The following is a 25841-nucleotide window of genomic DNA, read 5'->3' on the forward strand; positions in this document are numbered from 1 at the left end:
GATGTGAAGCGCGCCTGGGGTGCGTTTTTTTTCGGCTGCGCTTTGCTGGAGCCGGGCTTTTCCTTCGGTGCGATTGCCGATGGCGGCGCTTTTGTCCAGGCACAAAAAAACCGCCCGAAGGCGGTTTTCTCGTTCGCTGACAGCGCACCCGTTACAAACGGCAGATGGCCGGGGCCATCCGTGCGGTTGCCTAAGTGGATTAGGCGGCGGGGGCTGCCAGGGCCTTGACCTTGGCGGACAGGCGGCTCTTGTCGCGAGCGGCCTTGTTCTTGTGGAAGATGCCCTTGTCGGCGATCGTGTCCAGAACGGATTGGGCTGCGGCAAACAGTTCGGTTGCCTTGGCCTTGTCGCCAGTCAGAACGGCCTTCTCGACCTTCTTGACGGCGGTGCGGTACTTGGAACGCAGCGAAGTGTTGGCTGCGTTGAGCTTGACGTCCTGGCGGGCGCGCTTGCGGCCGGATGCCAGGCGGGGGTTCTTCTTTACGGGCTTGGATGCCATGATATGTATTCCTAGTGTCTGAGGATGTTGTCGGCGAAGCGCGGGATTATAGCATGCAGTCCCTCCAGGGCCTGTGGGCCCCAGGCCGCGCAATCGGGCCTGTTGCAACGGAGTGCAAGAGCCGTCCGGCCCGCCCTGGCACGCAACTGCGGTGGCCGTGCCAGCGCATACACTCCCCACGGTGTCACTGTTCAAAGCCGCCTCCACCGTTTCCCTGCTGACGCTGGCCTCCCGTATCACCGGGCTGGTGCGCGATCTGCTCATGGCCTCCATGTTCGGAGCCAATGCGCTGACCGATGCGTTCAATGTCGCGTTCAGGATTCCCAATCTCTTCCGGCGGCTGTTCGCCGAAGGCGCCTTCAGCCAGGCCTTTGTGCCGGTGCTGGCCGCCAGCAAGGCCAAGGAGGGGGAGGAGGCCACGCGCAGGCTGATCTCCCATGTGGCCACGCTGCTGTTCTGGGTGCTGCTCGTGACCTGCGTGCTGGGCGTGGTCGGCGCGCCGCTGCTGGTCTGGCTGCTGGCCAGCGGCCTGCGCCAGTCGCCCGAAGGCTATGACGCAGCCGTGCTGATGACGCGCTGGATGTTCCCCTACATCGGCTTCATGTCGCTGGTGGCGCTGTCGTCCGGCGTGCTCAATACCTGGCGGCGCTTTGCCGTCTCGGCCGCCACGCCCGTGCTGCTGAACCTGGCCATGATTGCCGCCGCCTTCTGGGGTGCACCCTGGCTGCAGGCGCGCGGCATAGAGCCCATCTATGCCATGGCCGGCGGTGTGATGCTGGGCGGCGTGCTGCAGCTGGCGGTACAGCTGCCGGCGCTGGCAGGCCTGGGCCTGCTGCCCCGCATCGGGTTTTCTCCAGCCGCCTTGCGCCAGGCCTGGCAAGAGGCCGGCGTGCGCCGCATCCTCAGGCTGATGGCGCCGGCGCTGCTGGGCGTGGGCGTGGCCCAGGTCTCGCTGATGATCAACACCCAGATCGCCTCCTATCTGCAGCCGGGCAGCGTGACCTGGCTGTTCTATGCCGACCGGCTCATGGAATTTCCGACGGCGCTGCTGGGCGTGGCGCTGGGCGTGGTGCTCACGCCCCAGCTGGCCGCGGCCAAGGCGGCCGACGACTCGGAGCGCTACTCGGCCATGCTGGACTGGGGGCTGCGCCTGGTGGTGCTGTTTTCCGTGCCCTGCGCGGTGGGGCTGCTCACTTTCGCCGAGCCGCTCGTGGCCACGCTGTTCCACCGTGGTGCGCTGCAGGACAGCGATGTAGGCCAGATCGCGCTGGCGCTGGTGGGCTACGGCGCCGGCCTGGTGGGCCTGGTGGCCATCAAGGTGCTGGCGCCCGGCTACTACGCAAGCCAGGACATCCGCACGCCCGTCAAGATCGCCATCGTGGTGCTGATCATCACCCAGCTGCTCAACCTGGTGCTGGTGCCCTTCATGGCGCATACGGGTCTGGCGCTGTCCATCGGCCTGGCGGCCCTGGTCAATGCGGGCTGGCTGCTGTGGGGGCTGCTGCGCCGGGGCGTCTACCGTCCCAAGCCCGGCTGGGGGCGGCTGGCCTTGCAGGTGATTGCGGCCAGCAGTCTGCTGGCCGTGCTGCTGACCTGGGGAAGCCAGCATTTCGACTGGATTGCGCTGCGTGCCAACGGATGGCAGCGCGTGGGCCTGCTTGCCGGCCTGATGGCGGCCTCGGCCCTGCTGTACTTTGGCGCGCTGTGGGCAGCCGGGCTCAAGCTGCGGGCACTGCTGCGGCGCTAGCCCGAACCCGCATAATTGCAGGCTTGGGCGCTGCAAATTCACAAGGCATCATGAGCTGGAGCTACGACGACACGCCAACGGCCCTGCAATACTTTGCAGCGCTGGTGCAAAGCGATGAACACCTGCCGCTGATGGAGGCGGCAATCAGCATCGCCCAGGATGCCGTGCCCGATCTCGACCTGCAGGCGGCCAGCGCCGAGCTGGACCGGCTGCAGGTGCGCCTGGTCCAGCGCCTGGCCGGCGAAACCGATCCGCTGCAGTGCCTGCGCGGACTCAACCAGTTCTTCTACGGCGAGCTGGGCTTTGGCGGCAATCTCAACGACTACTACGACCCCGCCAACAGCTACATCCACCATGTGCTGCAGACGCGGCGCGGCATTCCCATCAGTGTGGCGCTGATCTGGCTGGAGCTGGCTGCGGCCATCGATCTGCCGGCGCAGGGCGTGAGCTTTCCCGGCCATTTCCTGGTCAAGATGCGCCTGCCCCAGGGGCAGGTGGTGATGGACCCGTTGAGTGGCGAGTCCTTTTCGGCCAACAGCCTGGCCGAGCGGCTGGAGCCCTTCTGGCAGAGCGCGGGCCTGTCGGCCGAAGAGGCCGCTCCGCTGGGCATGTACCTGCAGGGCGCCTCGCCGCGCGACGTTCTGGAGCGCATGCTGCGCAACCTGCAGGAAATCCACCATGCCCGGCGCGACTGGCCGCTGCTGGTGGCCGTGCTCAACCGGCTGGCCGTGCTGCGGCCCGACATGCCCGAGATCCTGCGGGACCGGGGGCTGGCCTATGCGCAATGGGGGGTGACCGAGCGTGCGCTTGAAGACCTGGAGCGCTTCCTGCAGTCCCAGCAGGGCGCGCAGGCCGTGGCCGTGCGCGAGGTGATCCGGCGGCTGAGAGGGCTGTAGCCGCCCGCGCGTGGGCTGATCAGACCAGCCGGACGGCTTCCAGCTCTTTCTTGAGATAGGCGTAGAACAGCGGAGCCGCCACCAGGCCTGCAGGGCCGAACACCGATTCGGCCACGAACATCACCGCCAGCAGCTCCCATACGCCCATGTGCGTGCGCTGGCCCACGACCTTGGCGTTGATCACGTACTCGGCCTTGTGGATCAGGATCAGAAAGCCCAGGCAGGCGGCGGCGGCCACAGGGGACACCGACAGGCCCACGATGGTGATCACCGCATTGCACAGCAGGTTGCCCACGATGGGCACCAGGCCTGCAATGAAGGTCAGCGTGATCAGGGCTGGCGTGTAGGGCAGGGTCAGGTTCCAGTGCGGCAGCACGCCCAGAAGGAAGATGGCCGTGAGAAAGGTATTGAAGGCCGCAATCCAGAACTGGGCCGCCACGATCTGGCGGAAGGCCAGTCCCATGAGCCGGATGCGCTCGCGCAGCGCTGCCACCAGGGGCGGGCGGCGCGTGACCATGGGACGCACGGCGGCCAGGGCGCCGATGATCAGGCCCACGTAGGCATAGAGCAGGCCGGTGAGCCAGGCGCGGCCCGCATGGGCCAGGGCGCCGGCCTTGGCGGCCAGGTAGCTGGCCAGCAGGTGCTGGATTTCCTGTGCGCCGTCCGGCAGCTGGTCGGCCATGTCGGCCGGAAGCTTGTCACGCAGCTCCAGCACCGTATGCGCCAGATAGTCGAGCAGCTCGCGGTACTGCTGCGGCGCGTCGGTGATGTAGGTGCGCGTGTGCGACAGCGCGCCGCTGAGCAGGGCCAGCGGCGCAAGAATGACGATGGTGGCTGCCACCAGTTGCGTCCAGCGCGGCAGCGAGCCGCGCCGGGACTTGGGCTGGGCGCGTGACAGCAGCCCGGCAAGCGCGCGCGTGACCAGAAAGCCCACGCAGACGCACAGCATGCCCGGCAGCAGCCCCTGCCACATGATCAGCAGCAGGGCGCCGGCCATCAGCACATAGCTGGACAGCGTCACGCCGCGCGTGGGCGCGGGCTGCGGGGAGATGATGGGCGAGGGCAGGTGCTGGGTCATGCGCTGCGGGCCCGTGGTCAGCGGACCTCGACAGGCTCGCCCTCGCCGCGTGCGGCGATGCGTCCGATGGTGTGGACCGTCTCGCCCAGCTTCGCGAGCGTGGCGGCCGTGGCTTCGGCAGCCTCGGCGGGCACGACAACGACCATGCCGATGCCGTTGTTGAAGGTGCGGTTCATTTCCACGGCGTCGATGCCGGCCGTCTTCTGCAGCCAGGCGAACAGCTCGGTCTGGGGCCAGCTGCCGGCATCCAGGTGGGCGGCCAGGCCTTCGGGCAGCACGCGGGGGATGTTCTCCAGCAGGCCGCCGCCCGTGATGTGGGCCAGCGCCTTGATGGGGTGCTGCTCCAGCGCCGCCAGCACGTTCTTCACGTACAGGCGCGTGGGTTCCATGATGGCCTGCTTGAACGGCTTGCCGTCCAGCGTGTCGGGCAGGCTGCCCTGGCTTTCGGCGCGCTCGATGCACTTGCGTACCAGGGAGAAACCGTTGGAGTGCACGCCGGCCGAGGCCAGTCCCAGCACCACGTCGCCAGCAGCCACGCTCTGGCCCGTGAGGATCTTGGACTTTTCGACGGCGCCGACGGCAAAGCCGGCCAGATCGTATTCGCCGGCCGGGTACATGCCGGGCATTTCGGCGGTTTCACCGCCGATCAGTGCGCAGCCCGACAGCTCGCAGCCGCGCGCAATGCCGCCGACCACGGCAGCGGCCGTGTCCACGTCCAGCTTGCCGCAGGCGAAGTAGTCGAGGAAGAACAGGGGCTCGGCGCCCTGGACCAGCACGTCGTTGACGCTCATGGCCACCAGGTCGATGCCGACGGTGTCGTGCATGTTCCACTCGAAGGCCAGCTTGAGCTTGGTGCCCACGCCGTCGGTGCCCGAGACCAGCACGGGCTCCTTGTAGCGCTTGGGCACCTCGAACAGTGCGCCGAAGCCTCCGATGCCGGCCATCACGCCTTCGCGCATGGTCTTCTTGGCCAGCGGCTTGATGCGCTCGACCAGCGCGTCGCCAGCGACGATGTCGACGCCGGCGTCTTTGTAGGAGATCGGGGTAGAGGAGGGGGCAGAAGAGCTCATGGATGGGTACGGTGCGGTAGGCCCGAGGCCGGGCTGGAACCCCGGGATTCTACGGCGCCGGCCGCCGGCAGGCGCGCGCGCCAGTGGGCTTCGAGGGGGCTTTCGTTGCACAAGCGGGCCGGCTGCCGCCGTGCCGTGCGCCGCGCAGACTAAAATCCCTGTTGCGCCCGGGAACGCCCCGGCGTCGCCCGCCTTGCCGCAGCGCTGCGGCAGGGCGGGCCTGTCTTTGCTATCAACCCAATGCCGTTGCCGATTCCTTTGCCTGCTTTTGCCGCATGGACCCGCCTGGACACAGGAAAGGGGGCGCTGCGCGTATGTCGCAGATGAAGCAGCTGGCTCTGGATATCAGCATGGCGTCGAGCCCGACGCTGTCGCGCTTTTTCGTCGGCCCCAATGCCGCGGTGATCGATCATTTGCGCCATTGGGTGGGCGATGGCCGCATGCAGACGGCCCGCACGCCAGTGCCCACTTATCTTTGGGGCGAATCGGGCTCGGGCAAGACCCATCTGCTCAAGGCCGTGCGCGAGGCCCTGCGCGAGCAGGGTGCCATGGTGGGCTGGATGGATGCCTCCACCCTGTTCCCGCCGCCCTTCGACGAGCGCTGGGCGGCAGTGCTGATGGACGATGTGGACATCTACACTCCGCTGCAGCAGGCGCGGGCCTTCAACTGGTTTGTGAATGCGACGAGCCCGGCCACGGGCTCGCCGCGCTGGGTGCTGGGGGCCGGCCCGCTGCCGCCGGCAGACCTCAAGCTGCGCGAGGATCTGCGCACGCGGCTGGGCTGGGGCCATGTGTTCCAGCTGCAGCTGCTCGACGAAACCGCGCGCCGCGCGGTGCTGCGCCAGGAGGCCGATGCCCGTGGCGTTTTTCTGGGCGACGATGTGATGGACTACATGCTCAAGCGCTTCTCGCGTGACCTGGGCAGCCTGATGCAGCTGCTCGACATGCTCGACGGCTTTGCGCTGCGCAACAAGCGCGCCATCACCATTCCGTTGCTCAAGACGATGCTGGAAACCGAATGAGCCCGCATTTTCTTGTGGGCAGGGACTGCGGGAGCCGGCGGAGCCTGCGTTGCAAGGGCAGCGCGGGACCCATTTTTTTAGGATATGCATGACCTCTGATCAGAAGCAACTCCGGCCCCGGCTGGCGTTGTTCGACCTGGACCACACGCTGCTGCCGCTCGATTCGGACTATGAGTGGGGCGAGTTCACGACGCGCATCGGCTGGACCGATCCGGTCGAGTTCGGCCGCCGCAATGCCGAGTTCTTCGCGCACTACCAGGCGGGCACGCTCGACGTGCACGACTATGTGCGCTTTGCCACCGAGGCCTTCTGCGCCCGTGGCGCGCAGCAGGCCGCCGAGGCGCACGAGCGCTTCATGCGCGAGGTGATCACCCCCGCCATCCGTCCCCAGGCACTGGAGCTGCTGCGCACGCACCAGCAGGCGGGCGACCAGATCATCATCGTCACGGCCACCAACGAGTTCGTGACGCGCCCCATCGCCGCCGCCCTCGGCGTGCAGGAATTGATCGCGGTGGAACTGGAGCGCGACGCGCAGGGCTGGTTCACGGGCGAGATCCGTGGCACGCCCAGCATGCGCGGTGGCAAGGTGCAGCGCATGCAGCAGTGGCTGGATGCGCGCGGCCTGCAGTGGAGCGGCGTGGAGACCTTCTTCTACAGCGACTCCTGGAACGACGTTCCCCTGCTCGAGCGCGTGGATCACCCCGTGGCCACCAACCCCGACACTCGGCTGCGCGCCCTGGCCCAGGAACGTGGCTGGCGCATTCTGGACCTGTTTGGCGAAGCACCATGATCAAGAACATCATCGACAAGCTGCTGGGCAAGGCCTCGGCCGCCCCACGGGCGCGCAAGTCGCCCTTCGGCAAGCGCCAGGAGGTGCCCGTGCAGGTGCACGGCATCGATCCCAACCTGGTGGACCGGCGTGCCCTCGACGTGGTCGAGACGCTGCAGGACGCGGGCTACGAGGCCTACATCGTCGGCGGCGCCGTGCGCGACCTGCTGCTGGGCCTGCGCCCCAAGGACTTCGACGTGGCCACCAATGCCACGCCAGAGCAGGTCAAGGGCCTGTTCCGCCGCGCCTTCATCATCGGCAAGCGCTTTCGCATCGTGCACGTGGTCTATGGCCGCGGGCGCGAGAACGAGGTCATCGAAGTCTCCACCTTCCGCGCCTTCCTGGACAACAGCGCGGCCGAGGCCGTGAGCGGCAACGAGCGCACCAGCAAGGCCCAGCTCGCCGGCATGCACCATGCGGTGGACGCCAGCGGCCGCGTGCTGCGCGACAACGTCTGGGGTCCGCAGGACCAGGACGCCACGCGCCGCGACTTCACGATCAACGCCATGTACTACGACCCGCGCACGCAGATCGTGGTCGACTATCACAAGGGCATTGACGACGCCAAGAAGCGCATGCTGCGCATGATTGGCGACCCGGCCACGCGCTACCGTGAAGATCCGGTGCGCATCATCCGCGCCGTGCGCTTCGCCGCCAAGCTGGCGGGCAAGGGCTTCAAGCTCGAACCCAAGACGGCCAAGCCCCTGGTGGAGTGCGAGCCGCTGCTGGCCGATGTGCCGCAAAGCCGCCTCTTCGATGAAATGCTCAAGCTGCTGCAGACCGGCCATGCGCTGGCTTCGGTGGAGCAATTGCGCGGCCTGGGCCTGGCGCGCGGCATCTACTCGCTGCTGGATGTGGTGGTCGAGCGTGCCGAGCAGCCCTTCGTGCAGGCCGCGCTGACCGATACCGATCGCCGTGTCGAGGAAGGCAAGCCCGTGGCGCCCAGCTTCCTGCTGGCCTGCGTGCTGTGGCATGACGTGAAGACCGGCTGGGAGCGCCGCCTGAACCAGCGCCAGCACCCGTTCCCCGCGCTGCAGGAATCCATCGACGAAGTGTTCGACCAGCGCATCGGCGATGTCTCGGGCCGCGGCAAGCTGGCCGCCGACATGCGCGAGATCTGGGTCATGCAGCCGCGCTTCGACAAGCGCACGGGCGCCACGCCGTTCAGCCTGGTGGCCCAGCCGCGCTTTCGCGCGGGTTTCGACTTCATGCGGCTGCGCGCCGATATCGGCGAGGTCGAGGAAAGCCTGGCCAGCTGGTGGCAGGAGTTCCAGAATGCCGACGACGCGCGCCGCGACGACCTGATCGCCCAGGCCCGCGACGAGCAGCGCGCCCGCCAGCGCAGCGCCGAGCCCAAGGTGCACCGCGTGGCCAAGGCCCGCCCTGCGCGCGAGGAGGCCGGCGCTGGCGAAGCGCAGCAGGCCGACGCACCTGCCGCCGCCTTGCCCCAGGTGGAGGGTGAGGAGGGATCAGCGCCCAAGAAGCGCCGCCGCCGTCGCCGCAAGCCACAGGGCGGTGGTGATGGCGCCGTGGGCGGGGATGACTGAGCCGGGGCACTGGGTCGCCATTGGCCTGGGCGCCAATCTGGGCGACCGGGGCCAGGCGCTGGCCCAGGCGCTGCAGGCCATTGGCGGCCTGCCGGGCACGCGCCTTGTGGCCGTGTCCTCCCTCTACAGCACGGCGCCCGTCGATTCCAGCGGCCCGGACTACCTGAACGCCGTGGCCGCCGTGCACACCACGCTGCAGCCGCTGGCGCTGCTCGATGCGCTGCAGGCCATCGAACTGGCGGCCGGCCGTGAGCGTCCCTACCGCAACGCGCCGCGCACGCTGGACCTGGACATCGAACTGTGGGACGACGAGCGCATCGCGCTGCCGCGCCTGAGCGTGCCGCACCCGCGCATGCACGAGCGCGCCTTCGTGCTCGTGCCGCTGGCCGAGATCGCGCCTGAGCGCGTCACGCCAGGGCAATTGCAGGCCGTGGCGGGGCAGGGCATCCGCCTGGCGCACAAGCCTGGCTGGCATCTCCGACAAGCCTGAATCCCGACAGTGGCCTGAATGAAAAAGCCGCAGCGCCCTGAGGGCGGCTGCGGCTTTTTGCCAGGCGGGACGCGGTGGATCGACTCAGTCCACCTTCGCTCCGGAGGCCTTGACGATGGCCTGGTACTTGGCGCGCTCGGCCGCCATGAACCTGTCGAACTCGGCGGGCGTGGAGGACACGGGCTCGGCCATCAGGGTCTCGAAGCGGGTCTTGGTCTCGGGCGCGGCCAGTGCGTCGGCAAAGGCCCGGCTCAGCTTGTCCAGCACGGGCTTGGGCGTGCCGGCCGGGGCGACCAGGCCCCACCAGGTATCGATGGCAAAGCCGGGGAAGGTCTTGGACAGCGCGGGCACGCCGGGCAGCAGCGTGGTGGGGTTCAGCGAGGTCACGGCCAGCGCCTTGAGCTTGCCCGAGCGGATATTGGGCGCAGCGGCAGCCAGGTTGTCGATGTTGAAGTCCACCTCGCCCGACAGCAGGGCCAGCTGGGCCGGGTTGGCGCCACGGTAGGGCACGTGCAGGGCGAAGATGCCGGCTTTTTGCTTGAGCATTTCGCCGGCCAGGTGGCCTGCGCTGCCGTTGCCGCCGCTGCCGTAGTTGAGCTTGCCGGGGTGGGACTTGGCGTAGGCGATCAGGTCGGCCACGCTGTGGATCTTGAGCTGCTCGGCACGGGCCGCATTCATCACCAGCACGTTGGGCACGCGCACCATCTGGGTGATGCCCGCGAAGTCCTTGCCCGCGTCGTAGGGCATCTTGGTGTACAGCCAGGGATTGACGGCATGGGTGGCCGTGGCGGCCAGGCCGATGGTCATGCCGTCCGGCGTGGCGCGGGCAATGGCGTCGGCGCCGATGTTGCCGCCGGCGCCGGCCTTGTTGTCGATGATCACCACTCCCAGGGAGTCACGCACCCGCTCGGCCAGCGCGCGCGCGGTGATGTCCAGCGGACCGCCGGGCGCATAGGGCACGATCAGGCGGATGGGCTCTTGCGCCAGGGCAAGCGGGGAGGCCAGGGCAGCAGCGGCCGCCATGACCGAGAGAAGGCTGTTTCTACGGTTCATAGGGGCGCTATTGTGCAAAAAAATTGCGACACCTGGCTGCGCGCAGGTATGGGAAGCAGTTTTTCTGCGTATTGCTTGATCCGTGCCACCTTCTGCGAACTCAGGAAGCCTTGTCGGCCTCGGAGGTGAACGCGTCCGCGTAGAACTCTTCCGCCGGCAGGCCGCGTTGCTCCACATAGGCATGGCGTGCCGAATCGACCACGATGGGCGCACCGCAGGCATAGACCTGATGGCCGGACAAGTTGGCAAAGTCGTCCAGCACGGCCTGGTGCACGAAGCCCGTGCGGCCGGTCCAGCCGTCTTCCGGCAGCGCGTCGGAGACCACGGGCACATAGCACAGCTGGGGCATGGCCTCGGCCTGCTCGCGCACCCAGGCGTCGAGGTAGAGGTCCTCGGGCCGGCGTCCTCCCCAGTACAGGGTGACGGAGCGGGTGATGCCCTTGTGGCGGATGTGCTCCAGCAGTGCCTTGATGGGGGCGAAGCCCGTTCCAGAAGCCAGGAAGATGAGGGGCTTGTCGCTGTCCTCGCGCAGGAAGAAGCTGCCGAACGGGCCCTCCACGCGCAGGATTTCCTTTTCCTTCATGGCGCCGAACACGTGGTCGGTGAACTTGCCGCCCGGCATGTGGCGGATGTGCAGCTCCAGCCCCGGTGCCGTGTCCTGCACATGGGGGGCCGTGGCCATGGAGTAGGCGCGGCGGGCGCCGTCGCGCAGGATGAATTCCACGTACTGGCCTGCGTGGTAGCGGAACTTGTCTGCAGCGGGCAGCTGCAGGCGCACCTGCATCACGTCGTGCGACTTCTTCTCCAGCGTGGCCACGCGCACGGGCATCTTCTTGATCGGGAAGGCGCTGGCATCGGTCACCTGGCGCGACTCCAGCACCACCGAGGTGCTGGGCGTGGCGCAGCAGGTCAGCACATAGCCGTCGGCCTCTTCCTGGGCGGTCAACGCTTTTTCCGAGTGGGCGCCATGGGTGACCTCGCCGAGCAGCTTCTTGCACTTGCAGGAGCCGCAGGCACCGTCCTTGCAGCCATAGGGCAGGCCCACGCCGCAGCGGATGGCGGCGGCCAGGATGGTCTCGCTGCCCTGCGTGGCGAAGGCGCGGCCGCTGGGCTGTACGGTGATTTCGTGGGAAGCGTTGGCTATCTCGGTCATGTTCTCGGTATCCTCGGGGGCGCTGGCGGCGCGTGGAGCGCGCCGGCGATCTTCTTTCCCGGACGGACATGCCGCTGCCGCGACCGGCGGCGCGCGGGTGGCCGCCCTCGCAACAGGCCAGGATTTTGCCCTCAAACCAAAACCCATTGGGCGCGCTGCCGGCGCGCTTTCGACGCGAACGCGTGCTCATCGTCGGCTGCGGCGACGTGGGGCTGCGCGTGGCTGGTGCATTGGCGGGCGCGCCCGTCGCCCGTTCGGGTGCCGCACGACGGGGCCCGCGCGTGCTGGCCCTGACGCGTGGCGCCGAGCGCCTGCAGGATCTGCGCGGGCGCGGCATCACGCCGCTGCTGGGCGATCTGGACGCGCCTGCCACGCTGCGCCGTCTGGCCGGCCTGGCCACGCGCGTCGTCCACTTGGCGCCGCCGCCCAATCCGCCTGCCGGCGAAGATGGCTGGTGGCTGGACCCGCGCACCACGGCTTTGCTGCGCGTGCTGCGCCTTCGCGGCCGGCCGGCCAGCCTGGTCTATGGCTCGACCTCCGGCGTCTATGGCAACTGCGAGGGCGCCTGGATCGACGAAAGCCGCCCGCCCGCACCGGCCACGGCGCGTGCCCAGCGCCGCGTGAACGCCGAGCGAGCCGTGCGCTTTGCCGGGCGCGGCGGCCTGCGCGCCAGCATTCTGCGCATCCCGGGCATCTATGCGCCGGACCGGGAAAACGGCACGCCGCGCGGGCGCCTGCTGCGAGGGACACCCCTGCTGTGCGCCGCAGAGGATGTCTATACCAACCACATCCATGCCGACGACCTGGCCCGCGCCTGCGTGCGGGCGCTGTGGCTCGGCCGGCCGCAGCGCATCTACCACGCCAGCGACGATACGCAGCTGCGCATGGGCGACTACTTCGACCTTGCGGCCGATCTCTATGGACTGCCGCGCCCCGCACGCATCACGCGCGAGCAGGCGCAGCGCGAGCTGCCGGCCAGCCTGCTGAGCTTCATGGGGGAGTCACGCCGCCTGCGCAACCAGCGCCTGAAGGAGGAGCTGGGCCTGAGATTGCGCTACCCGACCGTGGAGCAGGGGCTGCGCGCCTGAATCAGCGCGGGTGGATGCCGCCGTTGGTGTCGTAGCAGCGGAACACGTTGCAGTGCGAGATGGGGGCCGAAGGCGGCAGCGGCTGCGGCGGCACGGGGCGTCCGACGATCCACGGCCGGTTGATGGCATTGGGCTGCAATGCGCGCGATTGCTGCAGCTGTTCATAGGCCTTGGGGCCCAGGCAGGCCATCTCCATCTGCTGCTGGGCGGCCTGGCTGCGCGGGCCCCAGGTGGCGGGATCGGGATTGGCCTCGGCCAGGATGGTGTCCAGGCGGCGGCGCGCCTGCTGGCAGGCCGGGGAGTCGCCGCCGTCGCGCTGGGCCGAGTTCTCGCGCTCGCGCCGGCTGCGTGCCTCGCGCTCCTGCTGCTGGGCACGCGTGCGGCGCTCGGCCTCTTCGCGGGCCAGTTGCTGGTTCTTGCGCTCTATGGCGGCGGCGGACTGCGCGCGCTCGCGCTCCAGCTCTTCGGGGCTGGGGGCTTCCTGCACCTGCACGCGGTTTTCGCCGTCCTTGCAACTGCTGTTGGTGTAGGTGACGCGGCCGGTCTTGGCGTCCGTGCAGCGGATGACCTGGGCCGAGGCCGGGCCTGCGGTGAGCGCCAGCACCAGCGGTACAAACATCGGTACAAGCGCCGCCAGCGCCCAGCGCGCGGCCGCCGATGAACGGCGGCCGGTGTGGCCAAGGTCTTGGGTGCGGTGCATGGCGGTTTCCTTTCCCATCACAAGCGGCACAAGGATGTGGTGTATTGCCGATTATGGTGCGGCGCCCAGGGGCTGGAAATGCCGCCGGTCAGCCGTTCAGCGCCAGTGGCGCGGATCCTGGGTGGGGTAGGGGTTGCCGCCGCCCTGGCTTTCACGCTGCATGCGCTCGATGGCGCGTTGCTGCTGCTCGCGGTCACGCTGCTGCTGCTCCCGGTCCCGTTGCTGGCGTTCGCGCTCGCGCTGCTGCTGGCCCTGGTCGCGTTCGCGCTCCCGCTGCTGGCGCTCGGCTTCGCGGCGCTGCTGCTCCTGCATGCGCTCGCGCAACTGGCGGTCGCGGTCCTGGGCCTGGCGGTCACGGTCCCGGTCGCGCTCGCGCATTTCACGCTCGCGTTGTTGGCGGTCACGCCAGGCATCGCGGTTGCGTTCCTGCTGGATGCGCTCGCGCTCGTACTGCAGGCGCTCACGTTCGCGCTGCAGGCGCTGGCGCTCGTACCAGCCGTTGTCCGGATAGGCGGGCTGCGTGGGATACGAGGGGTAGACGACGCCGCCCGACGGATAGCTGGGATAGGACGGGTAGCTGGGATAGCTGGGGTAGCCGGAGCCCATGTCCGAATAGCCATCGGGCGGCACGGCGCAGGCGGTGACCAGGGCTGCAAGGCCAAGGCCGGCCAGCAGGCGCAGGGGGCGCAGGCCAGGCTGCGGGCGCTGCTGCGTGGGGGAGGCGTTGGTTCGGGTCATGGTGTGGTGTCCGGGCAAAGGCGTGTTTCCTGTCTGGATCTCTTCATATGACGTTTGACAGGCCTCAATGGTTGACCTGGATCGTCCTGGCGAGGCAACGACGGCGACAGCGGGACTTCTATTTTGATAGCAATTGGTCCATGCACTGTAGGTGCTTCCAGATGAAATCCGCAGGCACAGCGCGCAATGGCTGCGGTCGCCCCGATCGCCGCAATGGCATCTGCGCGGGACTAGAATGGCCGCTGTCTTTGGCGGCGCGCAGTCCGTGCGCCGCAAAGCAGCGTTCTCAGGGCGGGGTGAAATTCCCCACCGGCGGTATCTGGATCTGTCTTTCGGCATGTGTCCAGCAGCCCGCGAGCGCCCGGCTAGCCGCAAGGCCGGCCGGGGTCAGCAGATCTGGTGAGATGCCAGAGCCGACGGTCACAGTCCGGATGAAAGAGATCGCGCAGCACCTGCATGGCAGGCGCCATGCCCATGGTTTTCCCATGGGCTGCGCCGCGCCATGCGGCGCCATGGCGCGCGCCCTGATTCATTTGTCTCATCTCGAAAGAGCACCATGAATCAGACTCCTGTCTCCTTGAACTTCTCCGCACACGGCACGGCCTCGGGCACGCCGTGGAAGGCAGTCGCGGGCCGCAGCCGCGTGGCCGTGATCTGCGCGAGCTGGCATACCGATGTCGTGCACCAGGCGCGCGACTCCATGGCGGCCGAGCTGCAGGCCCAGGGAGTGGCCGCGCAGAACATCAGCCACTTCAACGTGCCCGGCGCCTTCGAGATCCCGCTGCTGGCCAAGAAGCTGGCCGACAGCGGCCGTTTCGACGCGGTCATCGCCTGCGCGCTGGTGGTCAACGGCGGCATCTATCGCCACGAGTTCGTGTCCTCGGCCGTGATCGACGGCCTGATGCGCGTGCAGCTCGATACCGAAGTGCCGGTGTTCTCGGCCGTGCTCACGCCGCGCGATTTCCACGAACATGGCGATCATGTGGAGTTCTTCCGTGCCCACTTCGTGAAGAAGGGCGTGGAAGTGGCGCATGCCTGCCTGGCGGCGCTGGACCAGCTGGCGCAGGTACAGGCACTGGGCCAGGCGCGCGCGGCGTGAGCCGGCCAGCCTCCCAGCACAGCTTTGGTTGGGGATGGATTCTCGTAAACACTGAGTTGGGGCCGAGTGTCGCGGTCCCGTCACGCGGCGTGACGCGCCATTGCCAAGCCGCGATGACGGGAATAACGTGACGGCCTGTTTCAACTGAGGAGTGCGCGATGAAGATGTCCCGGAAGTTGTGTATTGCGGCCGTCGTGGCCGGCATGGGTGGCGTGGCCATGGCCCAGGAGCAGGTGATCCGCATCGGCCACATCGGCCCCGTGTCCGGACCCCAGGCCAATTTCGGCAAGGACAACGAGAACGGCGTGCGCATGGCCATTGACGACCTCAATGCCAAGGGCATGGAGATCGCCGGCAAGAAGGTCAAGTTCCAGCTGGTGGCCGAAGACGATGTGGCCGATCCCAAGCAGGGCACGGCCGCCTCGCAGAAGCTGTGCGACGACAAGGTCGCCGGCGCCGTGGCCTTCCTCAACTCGGGCGTGGCCATCCCCTCGTCCAAGGTCTTCCAGGACTGCGGCATTCCCATGATCACGGGCGCGGCCACCAACCCCGACCTGACCAAGCCCGGCTGGAACACCACCTACCGCGTGATTGCCAATGACAACGCGCTGGGCGCGGCGCTGGCCAAGTACGCGGCCGAAACGCTCAAGCTCAAGACCGTGGCCATCATCGATGACCGCACGGCCTACGGCCAGGGCCTGGCCAATGTGTTCAAGAAGGATGCGGAAAAGCTGGGCGTGAAGGTCGTGGCCTCGGAGTTCACGAACGACAAGGCCACGGACTTCATGGCCATCCTGACCTCGATCAAGGCCAAGAAGCCCGAAGGCATCTTCTACGGCGGCATGTATGGCCAGGCCGGCCCCATGCTGCGCCAGATGGCCCAGCTGGGCATGAACGATGCCAAGTACTTCGGCGGCGACGGCCTGTGCGTGCCCGAGCTGGCCAAGGTGGCCGCCGGCGCCAAGCCGCTGGACAACGTGGTCTGCGCCGACGGCGGCGCCTCGCTGGCCAAGATGCCTGGCGGCACGGAATGGAAGAAGCGCTACGACGCCAAGTACCCCGGCCAGTTCCAGGTCTACAGCCCGTACTTCTACGACGCCACCATGATGCTGGCCGACGCCATGAAGCGCGCCAACTCCTGGGACCCCAAGGTCTACATCCCCTTCCTGCAGAAGGCCGACTACTCGGGCGTGACCTCCAAGATCGCTTTCGAGAAGAACGGCGAGATGAAGAACCCTTCGTACACGCTGAGCGTGTTCAAGAACGGCCAGAAGACGGCCCTCGACTGAGAGCCTGTCCTTCCTTCGTTTTCATGCCCGCCTTGTGCGGGCTTTTTTTATCGGCCCGGGACCTCGGCCGGGGCCTGCGCCGGCGCATCGACCACGCCGGGCAACTGCGCCAGATAGGCCTGCAGCGCGGCAATGGCCTGGCGCACCTTGGCGGGCTGGGCCTGGCGCTGCGGGGTGACGGCCCAGATGTCCAGGCCGCCGAAGTCCCAGTCGGGCAGCAGGCGCACCAGGCGTCCTTCGGCCACCGCGTCGGCAACGTCCATGCTGCCCAGCAGGGCCAGGCCCAGGCCGGCCTCGCACATCTGCTGGAGGGACAGTTGGTTGTTGCTGGCCACATGGGGCTGCACCTGCAGGCTGTAGGTCTCGCCCGTGGCCGGGTGGCGTGCCTCGGCCCGCAGGGCCTGGCCCTGGCCTTCGCGCGCAAGGCCCAGCCAGCGCGCGCTGGCCAGCGGTGCCGGGTGGCGCCAGGCCGCGCCGCCGCCGTGCTCCTGTATCCATGCGGGCGAGGCGCACAGCCAGTTGCGCATGGCGCCCAGGCGCCGGGCTGCCCAGCCCGAGTCGGCCAGACGGCCAAAGCGCAGCGCCAGGTCGATGCGGCTTTGGATGAGGTCGATGGGCGCATCGTCCACATCCAGGTGCAGGCGCAGTGCCGGATGCCGGGCCAGCCAGCTGCCCAGGGCCGGCGCGATATGGCGCGCAAAGCCCACGGTGGCTGACAGGCGCAGTTCGCCGCCGGGCTCGTCGCGCGCGGCGGCCAGCTCGGCCCGCGCCTGGCTGGCGGCCTGTGCCATGGCGGCGCACTGCTGGTAGTAGCGCTCGCCCGTGTCGGTGAGGGCGATCTGCCGGGTGGAGCGGTGCAGCAGGGTGACGCCGCCGTCGCGCTCGAGCTGGCGCACCTGCTGGCTCACGGCCGAGGGGCTCATGCCCAGGGCGCGCGCGGCGGCGCTCATCGATCCGTGCTGCACCACGGCGGCGAAAACGGCCATGCGTTTGTAGTCGTCCATGGGCTGTATTGTGAAGTGCTGCTTCAAGCTGTTGGTGAAAACTGCTGTCTTCCGCAGCGATTGTGAACGGCGTAATCTCAATGCCATCGTGAACAGGCGCCCAGGCGCCGCAAAGGAATGAAGATGAAAGTGGCACTCATTGGCGCAACCGGCTTTGTGGGTTCGGCGGTATTGAAGGAGCTGCTGCAGCGCGGTCACGAGGTCGTGGCCCTGGTGCGCGACCCCGCCAGGCTGGCGGCCCAGCCGCATCTGCACGCCGTGCAGGCCGATGTGCTGGATGCCGCCGCCGTGCAGCGGGCCGTGGCAGGCGCGGACGCCGTGGTCAGCGCCTACAACGCGGGCTGGGGCAATCCCGACATCTATGAGGACTTCATGCGCGGCTCGCGCGCCATCGTGGCGGGCACGAAGGCGGCTGGCGTCAAGCGCTATCTGGTGGTGGGCGGTGCGGGCAGCCTCTACATCGCGCCCGGCAGGCAACTGGTGGACACTCCCGAGTTCCCGGCCGCCATCAAGCCCGGCGCCTCGGCTGCGCGCGATGCCCTCAACGATCTGCAAAAGGAGCAGGGCCTGGACTGGACGATGCTGAGCCCACCGATTGCCCTGCACCTGGGTGACCATGGCGAGCGCACGGGCCAGTACCGCACGGGCAAGGATGAGCCGTTGATGCAGGCCGACGGCCAGCCCGGCACCATCTCCGCCGCCGATCTGGCCGTGGCCCTGGTCGATGCGCTGGACAAGGGTCTGCACCTGCGCGAGCGCTTTACCGTCGCTTACTGAGTACCGGGGGCTCCCGGCTGGTGCGCAGGCGGCCTCCATGGCATGCTGGTGCCTGTCACGAACAGGCAGGAGCGCCGCCATGATCGACCACACGGGAATCCTCGTATCGGACTTCGACCGCAGCCGGGAGTTTTATGCGCGGGCGCTGGCTCCCCTGGGCTACGAGATCCTGATGGAGCTGTCCGCCGAGCTCACCGGCCACGGCGACACGGCCGGCTTTGGCGAGCCGCCCAAGCCTGATTTCTGGATCACCGGCGGCGAGCCCAACCAGCCGCCCATCCATGTGGCCTTTCGCGTGGACAACCGCAACATGGTCGATGATTTCCACGCGGCCGCCCTGGCCGCAGGCGGGCGCTGCAATGGCGAGCCCGGCCTGCGACCGCACTACCACGACGACTATTACGCAGCCTTCGTGCTCGACCCCGACGGCCACAACATCGAGGCCGTCTGCCACCTGCCGCCCGCCTGAGTCTCCCTGGCGGCACTGGGGCCTGCGCGGCAGCTGACATCAGGCGGTCGCATGGCGCAGCACAATATTGCGCTGCAACAAAAAAGGCCCCACGTTCCCCATGCCCCCTTCCGTTTCCGCTGCGGCCGGCTCCGTTTCCGCGTCATCCACACCCACGGCCGCCCAGGCCTGGCTCAGCGTGATTGCGCTGGCGCTGGGCGCCTTCGTCTTCAATACCACCGAGTTCGTGCCCGTGGGCCTGCTCAGCAGCATTGGCGCGAGCTTTGGCATGCCCACCGAGCAGGTCGGGCTGATGCTGACCATCTATGCCTGGATCGTGGCCCTGGCCTCGCTGCCCTTCATGCTGCTCACGCGCAATGTGGAGCGGCGCAAGCTGCTGATGGGCGTGTTCGCGCTGTTCGTGGCCAGCCATGTGCTGTCGGGCGTGGCCTGGAGCTTTGCCTCGCTCATGGTCAGCCGCATCGGCATTGCGCTGTCGCACGCGGTGTTCTGGTCCATCACGGCCTCGCTGGCCGTGCGCGTGGCGCCGCCCGGAAGGAAGGCCGTGGCGCTGAGCCTGCTGGCCACCGGCACCTCCATGGCCATGGTGCTGGGCATTCCGCTGGGCCGCATCGTGGGCGAATGGCTGGGCTGGCGCACGACGTTCCTGGCCGTGGGCGGGGTGGCCGCCATCGTCATGGTGGCCCTGGCCCGGCTGCTGCCGCGTCTGCCCAGCGAGAACGCGGGCAACCTGGCCAGCGTGCCCATGCTGCTGCGCCGTCCGGCGCTGCTGTCCATCTACATCCTGCTGGTGGTCGTGATCACCGGGCAGTTCACGGCCTACAGCTATATCGAGCCCTTCGTGCAGGACATCGCGGGCTTCGAGGGCAAGGTGACCACGGCCGTGCTGCTGTTGTACGGCGGCATGGGCATCGTGGGCAGCGTGATGTTCAGCTGGTGGGGGCTGCGCCATCCGCGCGGCTTTCTGCTGGCCGCCATTGGCGTGCTGTCGGCCAGCCTGCTGATGCTGGTGCCGGCCTCGGGCCATGAGGCCTCGCTCTATGTGATGAGCTCGGTCTGGGGTGTCGCCATGATCTGCTTCGCCCTGGCCATGCAGTCCCAGGTGCTCAAGCTGGCAGCCGACGCCACCGATGTGGGCATGTCCATGTTCTCGGGCATCTTCAACATCGGCATTGGCGGCGGCGCGTTGCTGGGCAGCCAGGTCAGCATGCATGCGGGCATGCAGAACATCGGCTGGATCGGCGGCGGCCTGGTGGCGCTGGGCCTGGCCTGGTGCGTCTGGGCCTTCGTGCGCTGGTCTGCCGGCTTCCAGGCAACGGCGCACTGAAGCGGGTCAGCCGCCGGGTGCCCGCATGGCCTGGGCGTAGCGCTGCGGTGCCAGGCGGGACACCAGTACGCAGACCACGAGCACGGCGGCCATCTGTGCCAGCCAGCCGGCGCCGAATCCGCCCGTGAACTGGTGCAGCCGGGCGATCACATAGGGCGCCAGCGCCGCAATCAGAAAGCCGCCGCCCTGCATCAGCGCATTGAGCGCCCCGGCCTGCGTGGGGTGGGGAAGATGGTCGAGCGCCACCACCATCATCAGCGCGAAGCAGCCACCCAGGCCGATGCCGAGGATGACGATGTTGAGCAGCGGCGCCGCATCAGGCCACCAGGCCAGCGCGGCCAGGCCGATGATCTGGCACAGCAGCGTGAACCCCAGCCATGGCCGCCGGTCGGCATGGCGCGCGGCCAGCACGGGCAGTCCCAGCGCGGCGCCGGCCTGTGCCACCGACAGCAGGGCGACCAGGCCGCCGCTTTGCGCGGGGCTCCAGCCGTGCGTCTGGTAGAAGGGTGCAAGCCAGGCCACCATGGCCGCATAGCCGCCGTTGATGAGGCCGAAGCAGGCCATCAGCATCCAGGTGCGCGGGCGCCGGCGCAGCCAGCCGGTGTCTTGCGTGGCGTTGGCCCCTGCCATGGGCGCCGGAGCCGGCAACGCACGCAGCGCATGCCGCGCCAGCGCCAATGCCAGCAGGGCGGGCGCAGTCCACAGCGCCAGCGCAAGGCGCCAGTCCAGTCCCCATTGCACGGCCAGCGGCGAAATCTGGGCGCCCAGGGCGCCGCCGCCCATGAGCGCGGCCGAGTACAGCCCCATCATCTGCGCCATGCGTGCGGGCGACTGGCGCTTGATCAGGCCCGGCAGCACGCCTTGCACCAGGGCCACGCCAGCGCCGCACAGCGCGGCCGTGGCCAGCAGGGTGGCCGCACTGGAGCCCGCCACGCGCAGCGCGCAGCCCAGCGCAATCACCGCCAAGGACCCGACCACGGCGCGGCGCGGACCCAGGCGCTGAAGCGCGGCCGGGGCCAGCCAGGCGCCCAGGCCCATCAACGCCATGGGCAGCAGGGTCAGCCAGGACAGCGTGGACAGATTCATGCCGGTGGCGGACTGGATCTGCGGTCCCAGCGGGCCGATGGCCGTGAGAAACGGGCGCAGGTTCAGCGTGACCAGCACGACGGTGGCCAGCCACAGCGCCGTTGGAATGGCGTGTGCCGCGGCAGGGGTCTCGGTGTGCGCAGGCGCAATGGACGACATGGCTTCAGGCCCAGGGGGCGTTGCCGTACAGCTGGGCCGCCGTGATGCCCGTGTCCAGCCGCCTCAGGGGCAGCGGTGGCGGCTGCAGCGGCATGCGCAGCCGCTGGTAGGCGCCCTCGCTGGACAGGCCATACGGCTGTGCATCCGCGTTGTCGAAGGCGAAGAAGACCTGCTCGGCCCCGGCCATCACCAGCGCCGCCAGGCACATGGGGCAAGGGTGGCCGCTGGCGTAGATGGTGCAGCCGGCCAGGCTGGCGTTGGCCTGGGCGCGCGTGCCCGCGCGCAGCGCCTGCATTTCTGCGTGGGCGCTGGGGTCATGGCTTTGCACGATCTCGTTGACGCCCGTGGACAGGATCTGCCCCTCGCGCGCGAGCAGGGCACCGAAGGGCCGGCCGCCCCGCAGGCGGTTGTCGTGCGCCAGCTGCACGGCATGGCGCAGCAGGCGGATGTGTTCTTGTTCTTGCATGGGGATGGCTGGGCAATCGGGAGCTGAGGCCGCAGTCTAGGACGGGGGCCATCAATTGGAAAATTAAATGATCAAATGCCAGGCAGTGACAAAGCCACTGAAATTCGCCCAAGCCCCATGCAGCCCTCTTCCATAGACCCCACCTTGCTGCGCAGCTTCTGCGCCGTGGCCGAAACCGGCAGCTTCACGCGCGCGGCGCAGGGCGTGCACCTGACCCAGTCCACGGTCAGCCAGCAGATCCGCAGGCTGGAGGAGCAAATGGGCTGCACGCTGCTGGACCGCAGCGGGCGCCATGTGGAATGCACGCTGGAAGGAGAGCGCCTGCTGGCCTATGCGCAACGCATCCTCGCGCTCATGGACGAGGCCGTGGAGCAGTTGGCTGGCGCCACCGAGGCCGTGCTGCGCATCGGCGTACCAGAGGACTTTGCCGGCAATGCCTTGATGCCCGCCTTGGGCGCGCTGGCGCGCAGCCAGCCGCAGTTGCGCCTGGAGCTGGGCAGCGGGCTGTCGCAGGCGATATGGCAGCAACTGCAGGCCGGTGAGCTGGACCTGGCCATCGTCAAGCAGCGCAGCGGCAGCACGCCCGGCATGGCGCGCTGGCCTGAACCGCTGGCCTGGATAGACAGTGCGCGGCATCCCTGCCACGGGATGGATCCCTTGCCTCTGGTGGTGTTTCCACAGGGCGGCCTGTACCGCAGCGAGATGACGCATGCGCTGGATGCCGCCGGCCGGCGCTGGCGCCTGGCCTATGTGAGCGCCAGCCTGGCCAGCCTGGAAGCCGCCGTGGAGCAGGGCCTGGGCATCAGCCTGCTGCCGCGCCGGCTGGTCGGGCCCGGCCACCGCCTGCTCGACGGCATGGCCGGCTTCGCCCCCGTGCCTGATGTGGAAGTGGCACTGCACGTGCGGGCCCAGTTGTCGGCGCCGGGTCGACGTCTGGCCGGGCGCCTGTGTGAGGTGTGCGAGGCGTTGCTGGGCGTGTCTTAGTCGAACAGCTCGGGGTGCGTGCCGGCTCGCACGAAAATGATCGATTCGTTGGCGCCCTGGCCATCGAGCCGGTAGATCAGCAGGAAATCGCCCCCCACGTGGCACTCCCTGTGATCGGCCCAGTCGCCGGTGAGGGCATGGTCAAGCCACTGAGGCTCCAGGGGGGCGTCGTTGGCAATCAGCAGCAGCATGGCCTCCTTCAACCGCTTCATGTCATGGCGGCCGGAATGCGACAGCCGGACCCAGTCCTTGGCGAAAGCCTTGGTCCGGTCCGATGCGCGGGGAAGGACTGCGCGCTTACTGCTCGCTGCCTTTTTCGAGGTCATGGAGCAAATCGTCCGCGGTGGCAAAGCGTGCCTTGCGCATGGCGCGTGCCTCCTGCATGGCTGCGCGCGTCTCGGCGTTGGGTGCCCTGAGGTCGAAGGGCAATTGCTGGTCGGCCACCACGCGCATCAGGAAGACACGTACGGCATCCGACACCGTCAAGCCCATGCCGGCCAGGGTTTCGGCGGCCTGTGCCTTGATCTCTTCATCCACGCGCACGTGGATCATGGTGGTGGTTGCCATGGTGTGCTTCTGCAAAAATGGGTGAGATACATTGTATCTCGCAGGGCAGAAGACAGGTAGGCAGGCAGGTTGCTGGGATGTCGCTTGGCGGCTCCCGCCTTCGAGCCCTCCAGTAAAAATCCCCGCCGTGGCGGGGATGGTCGGTGGAGACGCGCAGGCTCAATCCATCGTCAGGTTCTGCTTTTGCACCACGTCCTTGTAGACCGCCAGTTCGGCCTTGATCTCTTCAAAGAAATGCTCGGGTGTGTCGGCCACGATTAGCGAGCCGGTTTCCTCGATGCGCTTCTTGATGGCGGGGTCCTGCAGCACCTTGCGCGTGGCGGCATTGACCTTGTCCACGATGTCGCGCGGCAGGTTCTTGGGGCCGACGATGCCGTAGTAGGCCATGCGGTTGACGGGGGCCAGGCCCACTTCCTTGAAGGTGGGCACATCGGGCAGCGCTGCCAGGCGCTGGGGCGCGGCCACCACGATGGGCACCAGGCGCTTTTCCTTGACGAAGCCCAGGGCGGAGGGCAGGTTGTCGAAGATCAGCGGAACCTGGCCGGCCACGGCGTCGTTCAGCGCGGGGCCGCTGCCACGGTAGGGCACGTGGGTGATGTCGGTGCCCGTGGACAGCTTGAACATCTCCATCATCAGATGGGTGATGCTGCCGTTGCCGGGCGAGGCGTAGGAGTACTTGCCGGGGTTCTTCTTCACCTCGGCCAGGAACTCCTGGTAGTTCTTGCCCGCGAACTTGGGGTGGGCCGCAATGATGTTGGGCGTGGCCGCGATGTTCACGATGGGCGTGAAGTCGGTCAGCACGTTGTACGGGATCTTGGGGTTGATCGCCGGGTTGGTGGCCGTGGTGGACACGGTGGCAATGCCCAGGCTGTAGCCGTCGGGCTGGGAGCGCGCCGTCTCGGCCGCGCCGATGCTGCCGCCGCCGCCGCCCTTGTTCTCGACCACCACGGGCTGGCCCAGGGCGCGGCCCAGCGGCTCGGCCACGATGCGCGCGATCAGGTCGGTGGTGCCGCCGGCCGCGAAGGGCACGAGCAGCTTGATGGGTTTGGCAGGGTAGCCCTGGGCATGGGCTGCGCCCGACAGCGCGAGGGCGCCGAGGATGCCGGCGAGCGCGATGCGAGTGGTGTGAGTCATGGTGTTGTCTCCTTGAATGGATGTTGTGAGCGTTTGTTGTGAGGCACCGACGGGTGGGAAGGCTGGGTTTTTTTAAGACATTCGTATGGCGGTGCTTGAGGAAAAAGGTGTGGAGGAGTCGGTGTTGCCTGGCGCAGGTGATCAGACCACGCCGCGCGAGCGCAGCGCCTGGATGGCCATGGGCGCAATGCCCAGCTCGCCCAGCACTTCATCGGTGTGCTGGCCCAGGGAGGGCGGTGCGCTGCGCAGCACGGGCGGGGTATCGCTCAGGCGCATGGGGCTGGCCACGCCGGCGATGCGCGAGATGCCGTCGCCGGCCTCGCGCGGCAGCTCGACGCGTATGCCGCGTGCAAGCACCTGCGGGTCGTCGAAGGCCTGGGCGATGGTGTTGATGGGGCCGCAGGGCACGGCCTTGTCTTCCAGCAGCGCAATCCATTCGGCCGTGCCGCGTGTCTTCATGAGGGGCACCATCCGCTCCAGCAGCGCCTGGCGGTTGCGCACGCGCGCGGTGTTGGTGGCAAAGCGCTCGTCCTGCGCCCAGCCGGCTTCGCCGACGGCGGCGCAAAAGCGCGCGAACTGCCCGTCATTGCCAATGGCCAGCAGCACGTTGCCGTTGGCCGTGGCAAAGTCCTGGTAGGGCGCCAGGCTGGGGTGGATGTTGCCGGCGCGGCCCGGCGATTCGCCCGTGGCCAGAAAGCCGGCGGCCTGGTTGGCCAGCACGGCCATGCCCACGTCGAGCAGGGCCATGTCGATGTGCTGGCCCCGGCCCGAGGCCTGGCGCGCATGCAGCGCAGCCAGGATGGCATTGCTGGCATACAGGCCCGTGAACACGTCGATCACGGCCACGCCCACCTTGAGCGGGCCGCCTCCGGGCGCCTCGTCGGCATGGCCGGTGATGCTCATCAGCCCGCACATGGCCTGCACCATGAGGTCGTAGCCCGCGCGCTCGGCATACGGGCCGGTCTGGCCGAAACCCGTGACCGAGCAATAGACCAGGCGCGGGTTGAGCGCCTTGAGGCTTTCGTAGTCCAGCCCGTACTGCGCCAGGCCACCGACCTTGAAGTTCTCCACCAGCACATCGGCCCCGGCCGCCATCTGGCGAATCAGCTGCTGCCCATCGGGGGTGGACATGTCGATGGTGACCGAGCGCTTGTTGCGGTTGCAGGCCGTGAAATAGCTGGCCTCCTGCGTGGCCTGCCCATCGTCGCGCGGCAGGAACGGAGGCCCCCAGTGGCGCGTGTCATCGCCGGCCACGGGCCGCTCGACCTTGATCACGTCGGCGCCCAGGTCGGCCAGCGTCTGCGTGCACCAGGGCCCGGCCAGCACGCGGGAAAGATCAAGCACCTTGATGCCGGCCAATGCGGCCGGCGCGGAGGATGTGGAGAACATGGAAAGACAGAAGTGCGGTCGTGCCGTCGTCGGCTGACCCTTGGTCATGCATCACCCGCTTCGCGTGAAACGGGCGCGGCCCAAAGCGAGGGACACCAAGCAAGGGCCGCCCCGCAGCGAGGGTGTCGTCCCCCTCCCTCGCGCAGCGAGTAGAGAGGGGGAAGCCGCGCAGCGGCTCAGG

The 25841-nt window shown here is 68.3% G+C and carries 27 protein-coding genes and 1 riboswitch; of the genes, 13 read left to right on the top strand and 14 right to left on the bottom strand.

Features of this window, described 5'->3' with window-relative positions; translation table 11 throughout:
- Nucleotides 1-199 precede the first annotated feature (199 nt).
- Nucleotides 200-499, bottom strand: coding sequence for a 30S ribosomal protein S20 (gene rpsT / locus ACF8ME_RS27225; protein WP_016448982.1), 300 nt, complete (start codon nt 497-499; stop codon nt 200-202).
- A gap of 181 nt (nt 500-680) precedes the next feature.
- Here rpsT and murJ point away from each other — a divergent pair, with 181 nt between their 5' ends.
- Nucleotides 681-2246 (top strand): murein biosynthesis integral membrane protein MurJ, encoded by a 1566-nt coding sequence (gene murJ, locus ACF8ME_RS27230; protein ID WP_016452589.1) that lies wholly within the window; start codon nt 681-683, stop codon nt 2244-2246.
- Nucleotides 2247-2296: 50 nt separating this feature from the next.
- The gene (locus ACF8ME_RS27235; RefSeq protein ID WP_016448980.1) at nt 2297-3142 is read left to right on the top strand and encodes a SirB1 family protein; all 846 of its coding nucleotides are present in this window, start codon (nt 2297-2299) and stop codon (nt 3140-3142) included.
- A gap of 19 nt (nt 3143-3161) precedes the next feature.
- On the opposite strand, the gene ACF8ME_RS27240 is transcribed toward ACF8ME_RS27235, so the two are convergent.
- Together ACF8ME_RS27240 and purM are read right to left on the bottom strand one after the other, a co-directional pair.
- Nucleotides 3162-4220 (bottom strand): AI-2E family transporter, encoded by a 1059-nt coding sequence (locus tag ACF8ME_RS27240; RefSeq protein WP_016448979.1) that lies wholly within the window; start codon nt 4218-4220, stop codon nt 3162-3164.
- Nucleotides 4221-4237: 17 nt separating this feature from the next.
- Nucleotides 4238-5290 (bottom strand): phosphoribosylformylglycinamidine cyclo-ligase, encoded by a 1053-nt coding sequence (gene purM / locus ACF8ME_RS27245; RefSeq protein WP_074921603.1) that lies wholly within the window; start codon nt 5288-5290, stop codon nt 4238-4240.
- A gap of 323 nt (nt 5291-5613) precedes the next feature.
- Between purM and hda the strand changes: the two genes are divergently transcribed.
- The 4 genes from hda to folK all read left to right on the top strand — a co-directional run bounded on the left by hda (nt 5614) and on the right by folK (nt 9178).
- On the top strand, nt 5614-6312 hold the full coding sequence (gene hda / locus ACF8ME_RS27250; RefSeq protein ID WP_026062235.1) for a DnaA regulatory inactivator Hda: 699 nt from the start codon (nt 5614-5616) through the stop codon (nt 6310-6312).
- 88 nt (nt 6313-6400) lie between these two features.
- A complete protein-coding gene (locus ACF8ME_RS27255; RefSeq protein ID WP_016448977.1) occupies nt 6401-7102 on the top strand; it encodes an HAD family phosphatase in 702 nt (233 codons plus the stop codon).
- Entirely contained in the window at nt 7099-8688 is a 1590-nt protein-coding gene (gene pcnB / locus ACF8ME_RS27260; protein WP_392419050.1) for a polynucleotide adenylyltransferase PcnB, read from the top strand. Before ACF8ME_RS27255 ends, pcnB begins: the two co-directional genes overlap by 4 nt.
- Nucleotides 8663-9178 (top strand): 2-amino-4-hydroxy-6-hydroxymethyldihydropteridine diphosphokinase, encoded by a 516-nt coding sequence (gene folK / locus ACF8ME_RS27265; RefSeq protein ID WP_088166753.1) that lies wholly within the window; start codon nt 8663-8665, stop codon nt 9176-9178. Before pcnB ends, folK begins: the two co-directional genes overlap by 26 nt.
- Nucleotides 9179-9262: 84 nt before the next feature.
- Here folK and ACF8ME_RS27270 read toward each other — a convergent pair whose 3' ends face one another.
- The gene (locus ACF8ME_RS27270) at nt 9263-10231 is read right to left on the bottom strand and encodes a tripartite tricarboxylate transporter substrate binding protein (protein WP_026062233.1); all 969 of its coding nucleotides are present in this window, start codon (nt 10229-10231) and stop codon (nt 9263-9265) included.
- A gap of 100 nt (nt 10232-10331) precedes the next feature.
- The gene (locus tag ACF8ME_RS27275) at nt 10332-11384 is read right to left on the bottom strand and encodes a CDP-6-deoxy-delta-3,4-glucoseen reductase (protein WP_016448973.1); all 1053 of its coding nucleotides are present in this window, start codon (nt 11382-11384) and stop codon (nt 10332-10334) included.
- A 68-nt stretch (nt 11385-11452) separates the two neighbouring features.
- Between ACF8ME_RS27275 and ACF8ME_RS27280 the strand changes: the two genes are divergently transcribed.
- Nucleotides 11453-12472: an SDR family oxidoreductase gene (locus ACF8ME_RS27280; protein WP_016448972.1), complete on the top strand. Its 1020-nt coding sequence runs from the start codon at nt 11453-11455 to the stop codon at nt 12470-12472.
- A 1-nt stretch (nt 12473) separates the two neighbouring features.
- On the opposite strand, the gene ACF8ME_RS27285 is transcribed toward ACF8ME_RS27280, so the two are convergent.
- Both ACF8ME_RS27285 and ACF8ME_RS27290 read right to left on the bottom strand, forming a co-directional pair.
- Nucleotides 12474-13172 (bottom strand): DUF4124 domain-containing protein, encoded by a 699-nt coding sequence (locus ACF8ME_RS27285; protein WP_223275177.1) that lies wholly within the window; start codon nt 13170-13172, stop codon nt 12474-12476.
- Between the two features lie 96 nt (nt 13173-13268).
- Complete coding sequence (locus ACF8ME_RS27290) at nt 13269-13910, bottom strand: hypothetical protein (RefSeq protein ID WP_016448970.1); 642 nt, start codon at nt 13908-13910, stop codon at nt 13269-13271.
- Between the two features lie 278 nt (nt 13911-14188).
- A riboswitch (FMN riboswitch) is annotated at nt 14189-14357 on the top strand.
- Nucleotides 14358-14466: 109 nt separating this feature from the next.
- On the opposite strand from ACF8ME_RS27290, the gene ACF8ME_RS27295 reads away from it, so the two are divergent.
- On the top strand, nt 14467-15009 hold the full coding sequence (locus ACF8ME_RS27295; protein ID WP_016448969.1) for a 6,7-dimethyl-8-ribityllumazine synthase: 543 nt from the start codon (nt 14467-14469) through the stop codon (nt 15007-15009).
- Nucleotides 15010-15167: 158 nt separating this feature from the next.
- Nucleotides 15168-16298, top strand: coding sequence for a branched-chain amino acid ABC transporter substrate-binding protein (locus ACF8ME_RS27300; protein WP_392419052.1), 1131 nt, complete (start codon nt 15168-15170; stop codon nt 16296-16298).
- Between the two features lie 47 nt (nt 16299-16345).
- Here the strand turns inward: ACF8ME_RS27300 and ACF8ME_RS27305 are convergent, their stop codons facing one another.
- On the bottom strand, nt 16346-17302 hold the full coding sequence (locus tag ACF8ME_RS27305; protein WP_016448967.1) for a LysR family transcriptional regulator: 957 nt from the start codon (nt 17300-17302) through the stop codon (nt 16346-16348).
- Nucleotides 17303-17425: 123 nt separating this feature from the next.
- On the opposite strand from ACF8ME_RS27305, the gene ACF8ME_RS27310 reads away from it, so the two are divergent.
- The 3 genes from ACF8ME_RS27310 to ACF8ME_RS27320 all read left to right on the top strand — a co-directional run bounded on the left by ACF8ME_RS27310 (nt 17426) and on the right by ACF8ME_RS27320 (nt 19875).
- The gene (locus ACF8ME_RS27310; protein WP_016448966.1) at nt 17426-18079 is read left to right on the top strand and encodes an NAD(P)-dependent oxidoreductase; all 654 of its coding nucleotides are present in this window, start codon (nt 17426-17428) and stop codon (nt 18077-18079) included.
- Between the two features lie 79 nt (nt 18080-18158).
- Nucleotides 18159-18548: a VOC family protein gene (locus ACF8ME_RS27315; RefSeq protein WP_016448965.1), complete on the top strand. Its 390-nt coding sequence runs from the start codon at nt 18159-18161 to the stop codon at nt 18546-18548.
- A gap of 100 nt (nt 18549-18648) precedes the next feature.
- Nucleotides 18649-19875, top strand: coding sequence for a sugar transporter (locus tag ACF8ME_RS27320; RefSeq protein ID WP_016452582.1), 1227 nt, complete (start codon nt 18649-18651; stop codon nt 19873-19875).
- Between the two features lie 6 nt (nt 19876-19881).
- Here the strand turns inward: ACF8ME_RS27320 and ACF8ME_RS27325 are convergent, their stop codons facing one another.
- Complete coding sequence (locus tag ACF8ME_RS27325; protein WP_252653065.1) at nt 19882-21120, bottom strand: cyanate transporter; 1239 nt, start codon at nt 21118-21120, stop codon at nt 19882-19884.
- A gap of 4 nt (nt 21121-21124) precedes the next feature.
- A complete protein-coding gene (locus ACF8ME_RS27330) occupies nt 21125-21586 on the bottom strand; it encodes a nucleoside deaminase (RefSeq protein ID WP_047217797.1) in 462 nt (153 codons plus the stop codon).
- 117 nt (nt 21587-21703) lie between these two features.
- On the opposite strand from ACF8ME_RS27330, the gene ACF8ME_RS27335 reads away from it, so the two are divergent.
- Nucleotides 21704-22570 (top strand): LysR family transcriptional regulator, encoded by an 867-nt coding sequence (locus ACF8ME_RS27335; protein ID WP_392419054.1) that lies wholly within the window; start codon nt 21704-21706, stop codon nt 22568-22570.
- Here ACF8ME_RS27335 and ACF8ME_RS27340 read toward each other — a convergent pair.
- The 4 genes from ACF8ME_RS27340 to ACF8ME_RS27355 all read right to left on the bottom strand — a co-directional run bounded on the left by ACF8ME_RS27340 (nt 22567) and on the right by ACF8ME_RS27355 (nt 25660).
- Nucleotides 22567-22896 (bottom strand): type II toxin-antitoxin system YafQ family toxin, encoded by a 330-nt coding sequence (locus ACF8ME_RS27340; RefSeq protein WP_392419055.1) that lies wholly within the window; start codon nt 22894-22896, stop codon nt 22567-22569. The two genes, ACF8ME_RS27335 and ACF8ME_RS27340, sit on opposite strands and share 4 nt — an antisense overlap.
- Entirely contained in the window at nt 22868-23137 is a 270-nt protein-coding gene (locus tag ACF8ME_RS27345) for a type II toxin-antitoxin system RelB/DinJ family antitoxin (protein ID WP_061288290.1), read from the bottom strand. The genes ACF8ME_RS27340 and ACF8ME_RS27345 overlap by 29 nt, the downstream gene beginning before the upstream one ends.
- A gap of 159 nt (nt 23138-23296) precedes the next feature.
- Nucleotides 23297-24271, bottom strand: a complete 975-nt coding sequence (locus ACF8ME_RS27350) for a tripartite tricarboxylate transporter substrate binding protein BugE (RefSeq protein ID WP_016452578.1) — start codon at nt 24269-24271, stop codon at nt 23297-23299.
- 141 nt (nt 24272-24412) lie between these two features.
- On the bottom strand, nt 24413-25660 hold the full coding sequence (locus ACF8ME_RS27355) for a CaiB/BaiF CoA transferase family protein (protein WP_392419057.1): 1248 nt from the start codon (nt 25658-25660) through the stop codon (nt 24413-24415).
- Nucleotides 25661-25841 lie beyond the last annotated feature (181 nt).

This window comes from Delftia sp. WSY_7 (genome assembly GCF_043104845.1).
Taxonomy (GTDB): domain Bacteria; phylum Pseudomonadota; class Gammaproteobacteria; order Burkholderiales; family Burkholderiaceae_C; genus Comamonas; species Comamonas tsuruhatensis.